This window comes from Gammaproteobacteria bacterium (assembly GCA_019748175.1).
Taxonomy (GTDB): domain Bacteria; phylum Pseudomonadota; class Gammaproteobacteria; order JAIEPX01; family JAIEPX01; genus JAIEPX01.
Genome location: JAIEPX010000014.1, coordinates 24,938 through 42,915, shown reverse-complemented (window position 1 = coordinate 42,915; position 17,978 = coordinate 24,938). Strand labels below are relative to the sequence as shown.

15 protein-coding genes are annotated in these 17,978 nt (G+C 40.6%); 7 read left to right on the top strand and 8 right to left on the bottom strand.

Annotated features, from left to right (window positions below; all coding sequences use genetic code 11):
• Positions 1 to 18: 18 nt before the first annotated feature.
• The 4 genes from K2X50_07380 to rplM form a co-directional block, all read right to left on the bottom strand.
• The gene (locus K2X50_07380) at positions 19 to 453 is read right to left on the bottom strand and encodes a ClpXP protease specificity-enhancing factor (GenBank protein MBX9587066.1); all 435 of its coding nucleotides are present in this window, start codon (positions 451 to 453) and stop codon (positions 19 to 21) included.
• Positions 443 to 1,075, bottom strand: a complete 633-nt coding sequence (sspA, locus tag K2X50_07375) for a stringent starvation protein A (GenBank protein MBX9587065.1) — start codon at positions 1,073 to 1,075, stop codon at positions 443 to 445. The genes K2X50_07380 and sspA overlap by 11 nt, the downstream gene beginning before the upstream one ends.
• Before the next feature lie 150 nt (positions 1,076 to 1,225).
• Entirely contained in the window at positions 1,226 to 1,669 is a 444-nt protein-coding gene (gene rpsI / locus K2X50_07370; GenBank protein ID MBX9587064.1) for a 30S ribosomal protein S9, read from the bottom strand.
• A 29-nt stretch (positions 1,670 to 1,698) separates the two neighbouring features.
• Entirely contained in the window at positions 1,699 to 2,148 is a 450-nt protein-coding gene (rplM, locus tag K2X50_07365; GenBank protein MBX9587063.1) for a 50S ribosomal protein L13, read from the bottom strand.
• A gap of 340 nt (positions 2,149 to 2,488) precedes the next feature.
• On the opposite strand from rplM, the gene K2X50_07360 reads away from it, so the two are divergent.
• The 4 genes from K2X50_07360 to K2X50_07345 all read left to right on the top strand — a co-directional run bounded on the left by K2X50_07360 (position 2,489) and on the right by K2X50_07345 (position 7,109).
• Complete coding sequence (locus K2X50_07360) at positions 2,489 to 2,821, top strand: HU family DNA-binding protein (GenBank protein MBX9587062.1); 333 nt, start codon at positions 2,489 to 2,491, stop codon at positions 2,819 to 2,821.
• A 229-nt stretch (positions 2,822 to 3,050) separates the two neighbouring features.
• On the top strand, positions 3,051 to 5,726 hold the full coding sequence (locus K2X50_07355) for a hypothetical protein (GenBank protein ID MBX9587061.1): 2,676 nt from the start codon (positions 3,051 to 3,053) through the stop codon (positions 5,724 to 5,726).
• A 118-nt stretch (positions 5,727 to 5,844) separates the two neighbouring features.
• Positions 5,845 to 6,453: an alpha/beta hydrolase gene (locus tag K2X50_07350; protein MBX9587060.1), complete on the top strand. Its 609-nt coding sequence runs from the start codon at positions 5,845 to 5,847 to the stop codon at positions 6,451 to 6,453.
• Between the two features lie 44 nt (positions 6,454 to 6,497).
• Complete coding sequence (locus K2X50_07345) at positions 6,498 to 7,109, top strand: hypothetical protein (GenBank protein ID MBX9587059.1); 612 nt, start codon at positions 6,498 to 6,500, stop codon at positions 7,107 to 7,109.
• Positions 7,110 to 7,113: 4 nt separating this feature from the next.
• Here the strand turns inward: K2X50_07345 and K2X50_07340 are convergent, their stop codons facing one another.
• The 4 genes from K2X50_07340 to K2X50_07325 all read right to left on the bottom strand — a co-directional run bounded on the left by K2X50_07340 (position 7,114) and on the right by K2X50_07325 (position 11,147).
• Positions 7,114 to 8,748, bottom strand: a complete 1,635-nt coding sequence (locus K2X50_07340; GenBank protein MBX9587058.1) for an AAA family ATPase — start codon at positions 8,746 to 8,748, stop codon at positions 7,114 to 7,116.
• 306 nt (positions 8,749 to 9,054) lie between these two features.
• On the bottom strand, positions 9,055 to 10,041 hold the full coding sequence (locus tag K2X50_07335; protein MBX9587057.1) for a hypothetical protein: 987 nt from the start codon (positions 10,039 to 10,041) through the stop codon (positions 9,055 to 9,057).
• 20 nt (positions 10,042 to 10,061) lie between these two features.
• On the bottom strand, positions 10,062 to 10,604 hold the full coding sequence (locus K2X50_07330; GenBank protein ID MBX9587056.1) for a hypothetical protein: 543 nt from the start codon (positions 10,602 to 10,604) through the stop codon (positions 10,062 to 10,064).
• 9 nt (positions 10,605 to 10,613) lie between these two features.
• Positions 10,614 to 11,147, bottom strand: a complete 534-nt coding sequence (locus K2X50_07325; protein ID MBX9587055.1) for a hypothetical protein — start codon at positions 11,145 to 11,147, stop codon at positions 10,614 to 10,616.
• 247 nt (positions 11,148 to 11,394) lie between these two features.
• Here K2X50_07325 and K2X50_07320 point away from each other — a divergent pair, with 247 nt between their 5' ends.
• The 3 genes from K2X50_07320 to K2X50_07310 all read left to right on the top strand — a co-directional run bounded on the left by K2X50_07320 (position 11,395) and on the right by K2X50_07310 (position 17,957).
• Positions 11,395 to 13,743: a penicillin-binding protein 1A gene (locus tag K2X50_07320; protein ID MBX9587054.1), complete on the top strand. Its 2,349-nt coding sequence runs from the start codon at positions 11,395 to 11,397 to the stop codon at positions 13,741 to 13,743.
• A 166-nt stretch (positions 13,744 to 13,909) separates the two neighbouring features.
• Positions 13,910 to 14,356, top strand: coding sequence for a hypothetical protein (locus K2X50_07315; protein ID MBX9587053.1), 447 nt, complete (start codon positions 13,910 to 13,912; stop codon positions 14,354 to 14,356).
• Positions 14,357 to 14,687: 331 nt separating this feature from the next.
• Positions 14,688 to 17,957 (top strand): hypothetical protein, encoded by a 3,270-nt coding sequence (locus tag K2X50_07310; GenBank protein MBX9587052.1) that lies wholly within the window; start codon positions 14,688 to 14,690, stop codon positions 17,955 to 17,957.
• Positions 17,958 to 17,978: the final 21 nt, after the last annotated feature.

Genomic DNA, 17,978 nt, shown 5'->3' with positions numbered 1-17,978 from the left:
GTCAAGACTTGACTCCATTTACTTTACAATTCTTAGATTCGGTTTTTTAGGGCCCGTACCTGAAGGTGAAGATGCACCAGGTGCATTATTATTGTCCATTGTACTTGGAGAATGGTTTTTTCCGGTTGTCTCAACGTCATCATATTCGTTAGGAGGAAAAACCATTCCACCACCTGTTTCTTTTGCATAGATTGCTGTAATTGCAGGTATGGGAATATACAAATCGCGAGAAACGCCACCAAAACGTGCGCTAAATTGCAACACTTCTTTTCCTAACACAAATTTGTGAACTGCAGATGGCTGTATATCAAGAACAATTTGACCGCCTTTCACAAATTCTTGAGGCACAATAGTGCCTTCGTACAATGCATTCACGGCAATATAGGGCGTAGAATTATTATCGAGTATCCATTCATAGAGCGCATTCAACAAATAAGGACGACTAGGCGACATGTTTTTCTCGCATTTCTCTTTCTGTTTCCGTCAAACTCGCTTGAAAAGTATCTCGTTTAAATACTCGCTGCGCATATGTCGTCAATTGTTTTGCTTGATTACCTAGATCAATACCCAAAGAAGGCAATCGCCACAATAAAGGCCCAATTGTGCAATCAACCAATGAAAATTCTTCACTTAAGAAATAAGGCATCTCAGCAAATACAGGCGCTAAGCTTTTTAAATTATCACGCAATTCTGTCCTGGCTTGCTCTACCGCAGCACCACGACCTGTTTCGATAGTATTCGCTAACTTATACCAGTCACGCTCAATTCTATACAACATCAATCGACTTTTTGCTCGTGCAACAGGATAAACAGGCAAAAGTGGAGGGTGAGGAAATCGTTCATCCAGATATTCCATGATGATATTAGCATTGTATAAAACTAATTCACGATCAACCAATGTTGGTACAGTACTATAAGGATTCAAAGCAATAAGGTCTTCAGGAGGCTGATCAAGATCAACATTTAATATATCAACAGTAACACCCTTCTCGGCCAATACAATTCGAACTCGGTGACTGTGGATATCAGAAGTTCCAGAATATAAGGTCATCACAGAACGCTTCAGCATTGTCATCTCAACTACTCCCAGCAGCTCACGCCGTTGATTGGCACTGCTTCATTAAATAAATAAGGGAAATCACACACCCAAACACTCCATCGTTCAAAAAATAGTAGAGTGTAATATCAAAGACTCAGCCCACTATGACAGTGGGCTGGTAAAAAATTAACGTTTAGAGAACTGCTTACTAGCACGAGCGCCGGGTTTACCCACTTTCTTACGTTCTTTCATTCGACTATCACGGGTAATAAAACCCTTGCTACGCAGAACTTTTTTGAGCGATTCATCGTACTTCACTAAAGCACGCGCAATTGCATGACAAACTGCGCCAGCTTGACCTGTCTCACCACCACCTTTAACGGTGATAATCATATTAAAACGATCTAAAGGAACACTGGCTTCAACAAGCGGACCTCGAACTAGCATACGAGACGTTTCACGAGGAAAGTAATCGTCAAGTGAGATGCCGTTAATCGTCATTGCGCCAGAGCCTTGACCTTCAGACCCTTCGGAAGCTTTAGCAGCCTTCAGCGCTTTAGATGGCCTTAAAAATGCTCTTGCAGTCGCTGTTTTGCGTCGACCAGTACCATAATATTGAATCATTGCCATTACATTGTCTCACTTAAAATCATCGATAACTAAGCAGCTTCTCTGCTGTCCTCTAAAACCCATACCTGTGGCTGTTGCGCCGTATGAGGATGTTCACTACCCGCATACACTTTTAGTTTGCGGAACATCGCTCGACCTAAAGGTCCTTTAGGCAACATACCCTTCACTGCACGCTCAATGGCATGAGTCGGGGCTTTCGCCATCAACTTTTCAAACGTAATTGATTTCAAACCGCCCATATAGCCCGTATGGTCATAATAGACCTTTTTAGTGCTTTTATTTCCGGTAACGCGGACTTTTTCGGCATTGACCACAACGATGTAGTCACCAGTATCAACATGAGGGGTAAAAATTGCTTTATGTTTGCCCCGTAGGCGATGAGCCACCTCAGTTGCTAAACGTCCCAGGGTTTTCCCTGATGCATCGATTAAATACCAACTATGTTGTACTTGCTCTGCCTTGGCATTGAATGTAGACATTTGGCTAAGCGCTCCAATCAAAAATTTAAAGGTTGCAGATCGTACCTCAGTTCCAGCTATTTTACAAGGACTAATTTGACATCGGCATCTCCCAGCGAGGGATTTAGGATTTGGTCGTTTTGGTCACTCGACGCCCTCTCTTCATGGCTGTTGAGAGCTAACTCCTTCTTACTCAAAACCAATACGATAACCGCTATAAATATCGATGTTTTTTTATTTTAGGGGCTGTTTTTTCCTTGAAAAGATGATACTGTTGCCGTTCCTAATTAAGGAGTATTAGGGATCTGATGTCTACGAGACCTTAGATCGCATTGTTTAACATTAACTTGAGAGAGATTTTATGGCTAGCAAAAAACTGTCAGCAGTGAAAGAAGCTTACACCAAGTCAGAAACTTTAGCATATTTAGCAGATTTCACTGGCTTAACCAAAAAAGAATGCGCGAGCGTTCTTGAAGGATTATCTAATGTCATCGCAAAAAGCTTAAGTCCGCGTGCAATTGGGGAATTCACTGTTCCTGGATTAATGAAAATCCGTCGTATTAAAAAACCAGCGACCAAAGCTCGCAAAGGTATCAATCCATTTACTGGTGAAAGCATGATGTTCAAGGCGAAGCCAGCGCGTAACGTCCTGAAATTCCGTGCTTTGAAAAAACTCAAAGAAATGGTGAACTAATCTGGATAGCCCCCTGTACGATACAAAAACAGGGGGCTTCTTGCTCTTCCTTCTATTCCCCAACCAGCCTCAAACAGCATGTCTCACCTTTTGTCATTAAACCTCTTAATACTTTCTTAACTTCCCCGTGCTATTATTCAACCTATTGCTTAACCAATGAACCTTGAAATTACTGTTTATTGGCCCCAAATAGCTTAAAGTAACCAAGAGTTAACAGAGGAGACTCGAAATGCAAAGCAAGACACCAAATTCAAATAATGGCGGAACTCCCAACACAGGCAACCAACCGCCCAACCCTGCAGCAAAAGAAACTAGAAAATCTAGTGATGTCGTTACTGAATTAAATGCTGCCAAAGACCACCTCTACGAACTTGTTCGAAAACTTGGTAACCCGAAAAGTGACAATATCCTTAAGAAGCTAGACGAAGCCAATGAGGAACTACATAACTTTTCTCAAGGCAGCTTAATTAAACAAATCGAAGAACAACATAAAAAATTAAAAGAAGAAATCCTTGCCGAAGCTAATCTCGAAACAGAAAAACAAAAACAAATAGCAAGTGACGCTTTACAAAATTACTTCAATAAACGCATAGAGCTTGCTCGCATTCGTCAGCAAGAAATTAATCAAGACGACAAACAAATGATGGATGCTGCAACGTATGTGTGCAGCTACTTTGATACCCCAGAAGGTATTCGTCAACACGCGATTAGTGAAACTAATGAAAAAAAACGAAGTGAAACGATGAATAAAGTTATTTCTGAACTGGGAAATAAACACAATCATATCCATCGGGCTGAAGGTACATTCTTCAAGACAAAACATATTGTCAAACTTGAAAATGGCGTCTATACCTCTGAATCACCCGTTGATTTAGCGATGACAGTCAAAGCGCATGGTCATAATGATTTCGAATTTTCAACAGGATCAACTGAAAAAGGCGGTTGGGTTCTCCGTCAATCGATTAAAGAAATGCTCAAAGTTGGCATTAAAGATATCTCGTTGACCAAAGAGCTCCGAGAAAAAATGTACACACCACGCCGAGCGAATAATTTTGCTGATGCAATCTTAGAAAGTCGTCGCACGCTCAGTTATTTCGAAATGGAAGACCTAAGACAACTTGAGAGAATTTGTAACGCCAGCCGATCTGCGTATAACGACATCAAAGGAAATAATATATTTGATGAGAAAGGCGACATCAAAGCGGATGCCAAATGTGCACCAGCAATCATTCATCAAGCGAACACCTTTATGCGTCTCACCGATGATAAAGATCGCCTCGCTTACTTAGAAATTCTTTTCCCAGTTAACAAGGAAATTCAATATACTCAGCTGGTCAATGAGCTAGAATCTAGAGTTCCAAAAATTAACATCGACGGCTTAAGCCCTAAAGACTATTTCGAACAAAAACTGATGTGGCGATGGAATCGAAGCGCATTCAGTACTGTATATAATGCCGAGCAGAAAGCGGCAGAATTCAATAAAGACACAACCGATACACCCAGTCGTAAAAATATTTACCTGGAAGCTAAAGATCCAAACTTGCTTTCAAGGCTAGCTAAATCCGATAAATTAACTACTGATAATCGCGTTGAACTTGTTAATACCCTTTTCGATAATGCTCAAGAAGGAAAATCCAATCAAGTAGCATTTTATACGCATCCAATCCTGAGAGCTCGCTCAGTGAGCGGCGATGATATGAAGAACTTCATCGACAGAACACTGCCATTAATCAAACATCTCGTTATTAAAGAAAATAACGTGATTGATTATCAAGCGACTACAGAACAATGCACTAGGTTGATAGCAGGTTTACGTCAAAAAGCAAAAATAATTTTTGCTGAAGAAATTCGAGCTAACAATCCTAGAGCATTCGAAAATTTCTATAAAAATAAATTACTGCTCGATAGCCTCGAAAAAGAAACGCACAAGTACTTACATGATGATCTGACTGATAAGCAAGTCACAGCAGAAATTGGTGCAAATGACCCTCAATATGGCGTAACACTCGAAAGCAAAAGAGATGAATTGAAGCGAAAACTCTCTAAACCTTTTACTGACTTAAAGAACAACCCGAACGATCCTGAAGCAGCGGCCACTTACTTTATTACCTACCTTCATCCTGAACTACAACTGAGTGAATGGTCAAAATTAAGCCCAGCCGATGGCGATGGCGATGCTGAAAAAGCAAGTAAATTAGAATTACGCGCTCACATTGTAAAAGCATTTTTAGTCACTCACCAAACTAGCAATTCTCCAGTCAGCGCTGATTACGTCAACAAATTCCTGAAACCATTAATGCAACAACTAACCCCAGGGGAATCGAAGGAGCTAGCAACAAAACTTCAAGTCCTTTTAGGATTAGCGTCAAATGGTTGCAACAAACAACAAAATGATGCCATTAATTTGGTGCGTGCAATGTTTAATGACAGATCAGCCATCGAAACATTGAGCCCCGAAAATCTTTTCAAAGCGTATTATTTACTGCAGAACACTTCAAAGGCAAAAGCCGACGCATTGAAAGAACGCATCCAGTTCCTTCTTGAAGACAAACCCTCCAATTTGTTTACTGGCTGGATGTTCAATCGCACTTTTGATGCAGAAATGAAAGACTTGTTATTCTCTGCTAATCAAGATAAAGCCGTTACTCAAGAGATTATTGACGAGCTCAAAGCTGACAGTACACTGAAAGAAGGCTCTGACTTAGACATCTATATTCAGCGTCTTGATCAGATGCAAGGTAAACCGCCAGCTGCCGTCGCTAACGAAGAGGATCTCGATATGAGCGCTGTTCACAGTGGTGATGAAGATACTGATTCAGAATCAGTGGGAATGAGAGACAGATCCCACCATGATTTCGATGAAGAACATACCGCACCGAGACCAACCTTCGTTGGTGTCGATTAATAGCCGCTAATTTCACAGTCATAGCGTACTCTCACTTGTAGTGTACGCTGTGACATTTTTATTGTATCCATGAAGGAAATCGTTCGTGACACAATTTGCCACTTTAGAATCTCTCTCTATTCCTGGCCCTGCAGGAAATCTCGAAACCGTTATTGAACATCCAGCAAAACCTATAGAAAATACTGTCGCAATTATTTGTCATCCTCATCCTTTGCACGGCGGAACGATGACGAATAAAGTGGTAACAACGTTAGTAAGAGCCTGTCAACAACTCGGAGTTATTGCAATTCGATTTAATTTTCGAGGCGTGGGCCAAAGCGAAGGTCAGTATGATAATGCTATTGGCGAGCAAGACGATTTAAAAGCCGTCATCGCTTGGGCGAAAAAAAAATATCCACACTGCAGGCTCTGGTTAGCCGGATTTTCATTCGGATCGTACATCGCTGCAAAAGTTGCCAGTGAAATACCTGTCGAACAACTCATTACCATCGCACCTCCGATTAATCGTTTTGATATTCGTTCACTACCCCCATTAAACTGTCCGTGGCTTATTGCGCAAGGCGATTTAGATGAAGTTTTTCCTGCTCAAGAAGTGTTTGATTGGCTAGAAACTCGATCAGAAAACTTTCAGCTCATCCGAATGCCCGATGCTGGACATTATTTCCACGGCAAACTCATTGAGTTACGGGATAGTATCATTGAGAAGCTTACATTGAATTCTCACTAATCTACTACTATACTTGATCTAGACTACGGATAAGTGAAGGACATATGCCAATAACGGATCAAACACCCGATGAAGACGACTTAATGGCCCTCGCCACAGGCGTGTGGGGTCAAAGAGATCAAGGGATATTAGTTGATAGCATCAACCGGGCCATTAGCCCAGAAGATATTGCGTATCTGCGCAAATACTGTCCGTTTATTCAAATTCTCAACATCGATGCAACATTTGAACATTACACCAAAGTCAATTTTATTACTGCCAAATCAGGCTGGACTATTCAAGATTTAGATGATGGGCTGTGCACTTCCATCGGACCTTTTATGTATGGTGGTTCGAATAGCCCACCATTAGAGAATCTTGAAACTCTTGATATTGAACTGCTCAAAAAATTTGTCAATTCAGGAAAAGGCACCGTAATTAAACAAGCTTTTGACACTGCACACGAAATGGTTGAACTCATAAAATCTCGTTGGAAAGGTGGCATAGAAATTATTGCTGGAACAGATTTAATGAAATGGGCTATTTGGGTTGCAGCAGAAGAATATAAATTAAAAGTGGTAGGATACGTGCCAACAGAAGAAGACAAGAGAAAACGTGTACGCATTGCTCATCTTGCCGCACAAAAAGCCATTACTCCAAAATCGCAAAGAACCTAATATATTATCGGACAGCCACTGTTTGCGATTCTTTAGGCATTTCTTTTTGATGTGCAACTTCAATCGCTTGACGAACACCATCAAAAGATCTTATCCAGGGCTGCTGTCTTTTCACAGCATCTGGCAATTTCAACAAAGCGGCTTTTGCATCATCAGCATTTTGATAATTTCCATAGACTAAAACATACCAATCTTGTTGATTTAATTTAGTATGATAATACATTGCTTCGGCAAGATGATTTTCAGCAATAAATGTATCCAATAATTGTGGAGCACGAACACCCATAATTTGAATCGTGTAACCTTTAGCACCCATTAATTGCAACTCAGTCCCAGTAATAGAATCTGTCATAGCAACAGAAGGTTTCACCGCTTCAGTTTTTACCGCATTGGATTCTGTAGAGGATTTATTGGCTAAATATACATTTTCATCAGCCAACTTAGCTCCTGCGCATAAATGTTGATTATGTACTACAGGCATACTAAATGACTCATCGTATTGCTCTGCTTCGCTCAACTCAGTTCCTTGCAAATGATCAACAGCCGCTGCGATCGCGGCACGAACATCAGGACTTAATTGCCCACTATTAGCCGCAGCGGCATCAGTAGCATCAGCAACAGATTCATCATTAAAAGCATCTTGATTTTCTAGATGCGTTTTTTCAGTCGTAGTATTCAACGCAGAATGCAAAGCGGAAATTTCACTGGAATGACTATGATGCATTGGATAAAATTGCCACATTAACAAAAACAAAACGACTAAAGATGTTGCGCCAATCAGTTTCATTTTATACCCCTGTAAATATTGAATGAATGGAACAGAATGCTCTTCAGAACGGTGATCAAACTTTACTGAATCCACAAAAACCTGTTGAGCAACTCGATTGATTCGCCCTGGGAATCCACCTGATAACAAATGAATTTGTTTTAGCACGGCAGAATTAAATGGAAATTTTTGATTTGCGTTTGCTTGAGAAAAACGAAACTCTAAATATTCACGGATTTCTTGCAATGAAAGCGGCTCAATGTCTAAGCAAGGAACTTGACGACTTGGAGCAAAAGAATCCAGCATATTCATCACTGTTTCTTGCAACTGAGATTCGCCCACCAACACGACACGAAATTGAGATTGAGAAAGATCCTGTGTAAACAATAAATGTAAAAATCGCATTAGCGTTTCACGAGGCAAACGATGGGCATCATCAATAAACAATAATTGCGAGCCGATTTCATTCGCAAGAAGACCCAATTGATATAGCACCTCTGGAATACCCGCGCCTGCTCGAGGTTCGAGTCGACTGTCAGCGTAACAATCAAGAATTAAGTGATCCACATCATGATGAGGCTGCGCTTCTATATAATGGATACGCGTGGAATCATTTTGCAATTGAAGAAAATGTTTAATGAGTGAGGTTTTACCTGACCCTACAATTCCGGGCATCAGTAACAAAGGGTGTGAGCCGGCACGAAAGGCCTGCAAGAAACGGAAATGCTCTTCCCATTGCTTAACAGGATAATACAATGAATGAGAATCATCGAATGGCGAACGCTCGATTCCAAGCTCGCCTAATTGACGGTTAGAATCTTCCATTTCTCGTGAGCCTCTTATCCCACACACTCCATCAAATTGTGCACTCATCCTGTGCTACCTCAGTATCAAATCTCTATCCTTATTTTCAACAGGGGGTAAATCCTTGATGAAAATCCTGGTACGGACACGCAATCCTACGTGTAGAGCTTGATTGTAGCCCCTGTTTTACCTAAGTCAATGGCTAAAGCACCCGTCGGTTAAGGATTTTTGATGTTTGAGTCACTCAATGCCTTAATTTCATAGTTGCTGATTTTATAACCGGGAGATGCTTCCTTTCATATATTTAGGGGTGAGTATCACGATTCTCTCCCCTAGAACTCCTCATCGTGAAAGGATAACCTTCTCCTTTCATTACTATAGTTGTGGGGAAGAAAGGAGATGAGGAGAAATGAAAACCACTAACTCTTTTCTAGAGCGATGTTTGCTTTGCCATCGGAATAATTGACCCAAAACCGGAATTTGAGATAAACCAGGCAGTTGCTCAATTTGGCTCGATTCTGTCACGGTGAACAACCCGCCTAGCACAACGGTTTGACCGGCTGAAACAGCCACTTCCGTCGTCAAGGATTGAGTTTCAATGGCTGGGGTTCCCTGAACGTTTAAAGTACTGACTTTGTCATGATTGACCTCTAAAGCTAAAAGTAATCGATGATCAGGCAAAGACCGAGGCCGCACTTTCAACCGCAACACTGCTTTTTTGAACACGGCGTTAGTTGCACCACTTTTGGTTTTTTCTGAGTATGGGATTTCTGTGCCTGCTTCAATTACAGCCTCTTTATTATCTTCAATTAACAAATGCGGTCGGGCAATAATGGCTCCTTTGCCTTCTTCTTCTAATGCAGACAATTGCAACGCTAAAATTTTTCGATCTAAAACACCAATTTGCACCGTCGCCAAACTATTATCATTAGGCATGTCCATCATTAATTTATCCCCGAACTTATTTTTATTATATGATGCCGCCCTGCGCCATTGAATCCCCAACTCATCAATAACACTACTTTCCACATTCACAATATAAGCCACCAAGTCAATTTGAGATGAAGACACATCCCAGTGCCGTAAATATCGCTGCGCTTTTCGCCATTTCGACTCTGTTAAATACAACCAGATTCCATTTCGTAAATCATCTATTACGATCGACTCTTCACCACCCAATTTACCCAATGAATTGGAAAGCAAAGTTGAAACTCGAGCCACAGGTTGATGAAGAAGTGGGCACCAATGCTCTTCAATTTTTTCTTTAATGATCACGGAGTCATTATCAGCCCTCATCTCAAAAGGATCTTTTGCAAAAGTTACTTCACTAAATAAAATTATCACCATTAAAAAAAATTTCAAAAAAACCTCTTCACCTAACATCAATTGGAAGCAACCTCTACATTCAAAATCAACTTCAACCCTCGAGTATTTTCATCATGATTTAAGGTCATTGAACGAAAATCCAAACTATCGCTGTGTTTAGATAAATTTGAAAAAACACACAAAGCTTGAGAGTAATTTAACTGCGATGCTAGCGTTAAAATTGGCCTTCCATGGCCGCCTGAAGAACCATTAATATCCGAAATTGAATATCGCAGAACCCCACACTCACGACAAAAATAACTTAAACTCAATGAAGGACTCAAAAATCCACCTTTAATTCCTAAGTTTTTTTCAAATTGAGCCACTTTCACTTTCTGAGCCCCTCTTAGCGCATCACACTGCTCAATAATTTTTTTCGTCTTCATTAGTTGTTTTTGTAAATCACGCTCAGACAACAGCAAATTTTGATAATCTTGCAAAGAGTCTCGAATGAAAATGTAATATATTAGTAGAAAACTAACTATCAACACCAACGCTTCACTGACTTTTTTATGGTCAACGAACCACTCTTTAACAACAGCCCCCTCTATAATAATCACAAACACCTCTTAACAAGTTACCTTAGCGATAAATTCAATCTGAACGAGATTTTGATCATTATCAAAATTAATTTTTCTCACCTGTATTTGCGTTAACCCACTCAATAAAGTTAATTTTCGTAACAATTCTTTTAAATCCATTACCTGTCGAGTAACAATTAATAAGCCCCATCCACCTGATTGAACTTTTACCTCTTCAACACGCGCTGATTCAGGCAAAATATCCCCTAATTTATTAAGCCATGCTTCATGACAAGAGAAATGTTGACGCCACAACTGTTTCTGTTCCAATATTTTCAGTCTTGTATTTTGATCCTCTACAATTTTCTCAAGAAAATTCTGTTTCTGAACACTCTCATTCAATGCTTTTTTTAATAAAACAACTCGCCTTTCTACTTGATGACAATGCCTCAAAACATAAAATCTCCACCCCACTGCTAATATCAGTAACACACTCAAACAGATTACTATATGCACCACAATTTCACGTCTGTCATTTCGACGCCATTCTTCAGACCAAACAAGTAAATTAATTTTGTTCATCACAACGTCACATTACCTATGTGAGTAATTAAAATAATCGCGTAGTACTACGCAATTGACATCCGCTCTTTTCAGCAAGCAAGAAAGAGTTAACCGATTTAACCGAAACTCCGAATAGCTCTCTAACTTTACCAAACAGCTAGTACCTGCTAAAATCCACCCCTTGTTAGTTAAAGATTATTCTGGAAGTACAAAATTGAGACGACTGTTCACCGCTTTGCTGAGTTTGGGTTTTACGTTACTGGCGATGTTAATTTGCATCTATCTTTACATGTACATTCGCCTACCTGATGTCAAAACGCTAAAAAACGCCCAATTTGAAGTCCCTTTACGTATTTATTCTGCCGACGGCAAGCTGATAGGTGAATTCGGCGAACAACGACGCACGCCCATCACAATAGATCAAGTCCCTAAAGAGCTAATTTGGGCAATACTGGCAACAGAAGATCAACGCTATTTTGAGCACCCCGGGGTTGACTTAATTGGCTTGGTGCGCGCTGCTATCGCAGTGGTTACTAGCGGCCATAAATCTCAAGGCGCAAGCACAATTACTATGCAAGTCGCTCGAAATTTCTTCCTCACGAGCGAAAAAACCTACGGTCGTAAGATTAATGAAATCCTGCTCGCGATAAAAATTGAAACCTCTTTTAGTAAACGAAAAATTTTAGAGCTCTACTTAAACAAAGTTTATTTAGGTCACAGAGCTTACGGTGTCGCTGCTGCGTCTGAACTCTACTATGGCAAACCTTTGGATCAACTGACGCTTGCGCAGCTCGCTATGATTGCCGGCCTTCCTCAAGCTCCTTCGCGCGATAATCCGATCAGCAACCCTAAAGCAGCGCGCGATCGTCGTAATCACGTGTTACTGCGCATGCTTGAAAATGGACATGTTAGCAAAGCCAATTACAAGAAGGCCATTGCCGAACCCATGACGGCCCAATATCATGATCATGACCAAGCTATCTCACTCGCAGCACCTTATGTCGCTGAAATGGTTCGGGCAACCGTTGTAGATGTTTATGGAAAAGAAGCTTACGGTTCTGGTTTGAAAGTATACACCACGATCAATTCCAAAATGCAGCAAGCCGCCAATGGCGCTATGTATAACGGATTGATGGGATATGAACGTCGCCATGGTTACAATGGCGCCCTAGAAAATTGGGGTCCTCACAAAGGAAAAAATTGGGACAAATGGCTTGATCAACTCGAAGACCTCGAGGGATACCAAGACTTAGTACCTAGCGTCATCACAGAGGTGGCTTCACAAAGCGCTACGGCCTTGCTAGCGACTGGCGATCTAGTCACTATTCCCTGGGCAGGACTTTCATGGGCACGACCCAATATCGACGATGAATACGTGGGCAAACTTCCCGACACGGCATCAGATGTTGTAAAACCGGGTGACGTTGTTTATATACGCCATACCGGCAAATTCTGGGAACTCACTCAATTGCCTGAAGTTGAAGGCGCGCTGGTTGCCATGAACCCTAAAAATGGCGCCATATTGTCGTTAGTGGGCGGATTTTCTCACCATCGCAGCAATTTTAATCGGGCTACTCAAGCCGAACGTCAACCTGGCTCCAGTTTTAAACCCTTTGTTTACTCAGCCGCTTTAGCACATGGTTACACACTGGCCTCGATTATCAATGATGCCCCCATCGTATTCCACGATAAAAACAGTGAGGATGAGCTCTGGAGACCTCAAAACGACAACCAAAAATTTTACGGCCCTATGCGTTTGCGCGCCGCACTTACTAAATCACGAAACCTCGTCTCAATCCGATTACTTAATGCGATGGGACTGAAATACGCCATTAATTATTTGCACCATTTTGGTTATTCTGATGCCCAATTACCTCGCTCACTAACCCTAGCGCTAGGTGCAGGCTCAATCACCCCCCTACAGCTCGCGACTGGTTATTCCACCTTTGCGAATGGCGGTTACCGCGTCAAACCGTATTTTATTGACCACATTGAACGCGAAAATGGCGAATTAGTTTATCGCGAAAATCCGGTCACTGTGTGCGAAGATTGCATCAGCGATGAAGAAACTGACTCTGCAGAAAAAAGTAGCGATAATTCAGGGGCTCTTCCAGCGCCCAGAGTGATTACTCCACAAAATGCGTACTTAATCACCAGCGTACTTCAAGATGTTATCACTCAAGGTACAGCTCAACGAGCTATTGCATTACATAGAAGCGATATTGCCGGTAAAACAGGAACAACTAACGATCAATTTGACGCCTGGTTCGCGGGCTTTAATCAAGACGTCGTTGCGACCGTATGGGTCGGCTACGACCAACCTCGTTCACTCTATGAGTTTGGCGGACAACTCGCCCTGCCGATCTGGATGGACTTTATGCAAGTGGCTTTAGCTGGCAAACCCGATCTTAAATGGGATCAACCACCTGGACTAGTCACTGTTCGCATCGATCCACAAACAGGCCTCTTAGCTTATCCTGGGCAACCCAACGCAATCTTCGAAAAGTTCCTCGAAGAAAACGCCCCTACAGAACAAGCCAGTGCCTCACAAGCCACTAAAACAGTCTCTGAGAGCACCACAGAACTAGAGCCAGAGCCAGAGCACCTGTTTTAAATCTGTATTCACCTTTAAGTGCATAAACCATCTAATGATTAACACTGCTTCGCTGATTCTGCAGCCTATAATTTGCTAAACATTAATAAAAAATATTAAGATTGATCTTATTTTAAAAGTATGTTATTATAAAAATGTACTAAATTTCATCATAAGGAGCTTGATTATGAAACGACGCATCCCTTTGCTTTCTTTAATCCTACTAACTGCCCTCAACCTCTCTTCAGCAATGGCAAGTACTGCTGCGATAGATACCGACAGAACTCCGCTAAACAAAGTTAAGATCATAAATAATACAGCTAAAGACATAGGCTACATCATTATTTCTGCATCAACCAATACAGATCTTTTATATGGCGTAAAGGCTAAAAAAAGTGATACGTATCATGCCAAAGCCACAGGAGATGTTAATGCTACTGTAAAAGTTGCACTGTGTGGGAAAATTAACAAAGTCACGGGCGTCTGCAGTCAGTTTGTTGCAAACTCAGTGAAAAACTGCGTAGGCGAAGCACGATACGATTTTTACAAGGTCAAATCTGTAAAAATAGATTCATTAGATTCTTGCATCATCACATGCAATGATGGTGATAAGGCTTCCTGCGTAGTTAATTAATTTGAATCTTTAGAAAGGGGCTGGCCTGAGATCGAGTAATTAAAATAACTCGCTTCCTTAGGATTCAGCCCCTTTCATTATCTAAACAAGCCTTCGCTCGACAAGCCACTAAAACAGCCTCCGAAACCAACCCCGAACAAGTGCCAGAGCATCTATTTTAAACCCGCCATCTCCTGCTTAAGGATTTTGGGTGTTTTTTGTCTCTCAATGCATTGAAGCTCTTCTAAAGCCTTCAATGCAAATGTTTTCACTTTAGCGGGAACTGCTGCTTAACCCCCAAACGCTTCATTATGTTCTATAATTACACTATAAGGACTGTAATGAGGTTATTATGCGGGATTCAAGTTTAGATAAAATGATTGAAGCGGGCTTAGCTAGCAGTGCTGAATTCACTGATCAACTGAGTAAACTATTTATAGCGTATAGATCAGAGGAAGGGATAAACCCTGTAGGTCTGCTTGAGAAAATTAATGTTCGATTAAATGCTACAGCAACTCTAGACCCACGTACTTATCAAAATTTAACTACGACATTAGCGACTCCGATGGACGATCCGAGCGCCGCCTTCGAAACCGCAAAAAGCAGACTAGGTTTAAAACAAAACGTTGATACCAGGCTTGCACTAGAACACATGAAATACGAAGTTCTTGCTTCAATGCTTAGTTTTGTTGTCAATACTCCAGCTAATGAGAAAAGCCAAAGGATTATTGATGCAATATACATACACGGCTCTGAACAAGATCGCGCTTTATTAACGTCCATTGGAAAAAAGGGACAAACTGGAGTTGTGAATCAAACTTGGCAAGCTTTTACCGGACTTGTTGGTATGTCAACTACCCCAACACCAGCTCAAATTATGACCACAAAGCAAAGCAAACAAAATGAAATGGCCAAATTACTCGCGGGGACGCCCAAGGAAAGCGACAATATTCAAGATGCTCTTGATCCATTAATAAACCGACATGGTTACAGCATTATCTTAGCTTCACCTGAAGGAAAACCCGAAAAAGGAAAAATCTATCTCGAAAAAATTAACAGTACCTCTATAAAATATACCGTGCTCGATCCACACGGCAAACCTCAAGAAGGTACCGTTTCAGTTAATCAACTCGTCGGTGAAGGAACAGATTCACAAAAATACAATCGCCGTCGTCGAATAGAAGAAATCCTACGCGGAACACTGGAAAAAAAAACGTGTGAAGAAGAAATATTACCCGGTATTTTAAATATAGCCATCAATGCTGGTCATGCACACATTGACTTTAGTTTTGTAGATAAAATTGAAAATAAAAACGTGAAAAATATTTTTAAAGCGGTTGAAGAAATCACATTCGACAATAACAATAAATTTAACACGCCGGAATTACTTAAAAAAGTTAGCCATAAAGATCTTCCTAAAATTGCGGCCGAACTTGAATTACTAACACATTTTATCTTTAGTTTACGATACTCGATTGAGGTTGTTGGTGATACACTATCTTCAGACCAAAAAGCCATTCTCTATCGTCAACTCGATATCTTAAGCACCCTAGTTTCACAAGCTCAAGAGAATATAGTTGGCGCGATGATTCAGAGACTCGAATTATTAGATCCCGAAGTCCTTAAAAATCTTAATCCCTTAGAATATGACACTGAATATTACTGCGATGAAAAAACACAAACAGTTTTAAAAGCCGATAAGATTACTCCAATGCCGGACATGCTCGCACGACTTCAACATATTAGCACCACAGACATCATCAAGTATCTTATTTATATAGCCAAAACAGGTAACAATGAACAATGTGCAGCACTATTTAAGGTTCTACCCGATAAAGTTAAAACCTCTAGTGAATTTTTAACAACATGGTTAGATAATAAGCTAAGGGAGTGGAAACTCAATTTTCCTGAAGGAGAAAAGAAATTTCTATTAGAATTCATAGTTGCACATAAAAATTTATATCAGTCCTCCAAAGACGCAGAAAAAGGGGAAATGACAATCTCACAAGATGATTTTGTTAGACTCTGTATTCTCCTCAATACAATTAATTCATACACCAATAAAGATGCCATGATGAAAGTGCTCCAAGAAGCCAACAGCAATGGTTATTTTGAAAATCGTGAAGACTATAAATCATTTTGTGAAATCTTCTCACCAACAACCGCCATGGGCGCTGCATTATTTAATCGACTGATACCTCATCTCGGTGAAAGTGACTCCATCTTAAGCCTCATAATCCAAATTAAACCTTTAGAAAATGATCATATTAGAATGGAAATAATTACTAAAATAATGGAGCAATATGGGGTTAAGGGAACTCTAACTAACCTAGACTCAATATTGGTTTTCACGAATCATGAAAAGGGCTCAACTTTTGCTTTAATGCCCAATTCTTTCTTAGAACAATGCTTGGAAGAAAATCAAGATTTAGACTCCTATATAGAAACAGTCGTTCGTGTAAATGAAGTAGTCAGCGAAATGCCTTTTATTGCTTTCCTGGGTAATTATTTAAAACCTAAAGAGATACAAAATCTTATAGGAGTCGAAACACAAGAGGGAGAAAATTTAGAAGAAATCTTACAAAATGCTAAAACGCATCTCGGAGAAAGCAATCTACGCTACGCTAGTAAAATGTTAAAAGAAATGCAAAAAATGAAATTAATTAAGGCTAACAAAGAAGGAGTCACTGACGCAGCGAAAGCCGTGTTAGCCATAACTCAAATTACCAATAATCTTCTCAAAAATTTACCTTCTTACCCTGAAAAATCAGAGGATCTAGCAGCCCAATTCGCTGATCTACTCACGGAATTAGCATGGTTTAAAAAAGACTTCGGTGATAATCCGCACACTCGTAGCGCACTACATCACTTACTCAGAAATCTGTGCTCCGATAGCAATCTTAATCTTCTTGTCGAAAATATTGAACCATATCAGAGAGAAGATCTTCAATTTTTCTTGGCTGCTTTAAGAAGAATGGAGATTCATTCAGAGCTAGAAGTTAAACCAGAAGCAACACCTTCTACAGGGCTAGTTATCGATATCGAAATGGAAGATAATCGATTTAGCACGGATGAACAAAACACACAACTCGTGGAAGGGGCCTTCCAATCCGCTGATGCTTATCAAGTACTTCAAAAAGCTTTAGCCGCTGAAAAGACAGAATCAGAAAATAAGGCTCATGAAGAGTTACCGCAAGAAATCTCTCGCTTAACTGATGTTGCAACTCGCCCAGGTCATCGCCCGATAGAAACGATCAAAATTATACATTCATGCAATAAATTAAGTTTAGGTAACAATTTAAAAATTAAATTTATCCATTTTCAAATCGCCGTTCTCGCATTTTTAGAGGTCTTTAAAAAATATAAACCGAGGCAAAACCTAATAGCGGAATTAGTTAATAAAATCCAGGCACTCAGGGCCGGAAAAACATCTGATCAAACTGCGCTAGATCAAACTCCACTATCAGCTCCGGATGAGGAAGGCATTCGAACAAAACCAGAAGATCGCCCACCTCCGCCCACTGAATCACTAAAACCACCCGGAGCTAAAGAACGGCCCGTTCCTCCAGATTATCAAGCACCGGAACCACCTGTTGATGGTGATGTTACACCTAAACAATAACTGTCGGCGTCGCGTCTTGAG

What these genes read in the sequence shown, in the direction of transcription:
- K2X50_07380 (MBX9587066.1), bottom strand. Translation starts at nt 453, where the DNA reads ATGTCGCCTAGTCGTCCTTATTTGTTGAATGCGCTCTATGAATGGATA.
- sspA (MBX9587065.1), bottom strand. Translation starts at nt 1,075, where the DNA reads ATGACAATGCTGAAGCGTTCTGTGATGACCTTATATTCTGGAACTTCT.
- rpsI (MBX9587064.1), bottom strand. Translation starts at nt 1,669, where the DNA reads ATGGCAATGATTCAATATTATGGTACTGGTCGACGCAAAACAGCGACT.
- rplM (MBX9587063.1), bottom strand. Translation starts at nt 2,148, where the DNA reads ATGTCTACATTCAATGCCAAGGCAGAGCAAGTACAACATAGTTGGTAT.
- K2X50_07360 (MBX9587062.1), top strand. Translation starts at nt 2,489, where the DNA reads ATGGCTAGCAAAAAACTGTCAGCAGTGAAAGAAGCTTACACCAAGTCA.
- K2X50_07355 (MBX9587061.1), top strand. Translation starts at nt 3,051, where the DNA reads ATGCAAAGCAAGACACCAAATTCAAATAATGGCGGAACTCCCAACACA.
- K2X50_07345 (MBX9587059.1), top strand. Translation starts at nt 6,498, where the DNA reads ATGCCAATAACGGATCAAACACCCGATGAAGACGACTTAATGGCCCTC.
- K2X50_07340 (MBX9587058.1), bottom strand. Translation starts at nt 8,748, where the DNA reads ATGAGTGCACAATTTGATGGAGTGTGTGGGATAAGAGGCTCACGAGAA.
- K2X50_07325 (MBX9587055.1), bottom strand. Translation starts at nt 11,147, where the DNA reads ATGAACAAAATTAATTTACTTGTTTGGTCTGAAGAATGGCGTCGAAAT.
- K2X50_07320 (MBX9587054.1), top strand. Translation starts at nt 11,395, where the DNA reads ATGTTAATTTGCATCTATCTTTACATGTACATTCGCCTACCTGATGTC.
- K2X50_07315 (MBX9587053.1), top strand. Translation starts at nt 13,910, where the DNA reads ATGAAACGACGCATCCCTTTGCTTTCTTTAATCCTACTAACTGCCCTC.
- K2X50_07310 (MBX9587052.1), top strand. Translation starts at nt 14,688, where the DNA reads ATGCGGGATTCAAGTTTAGATAAAATGATTGAAGCGGGCTTAGCTAGC.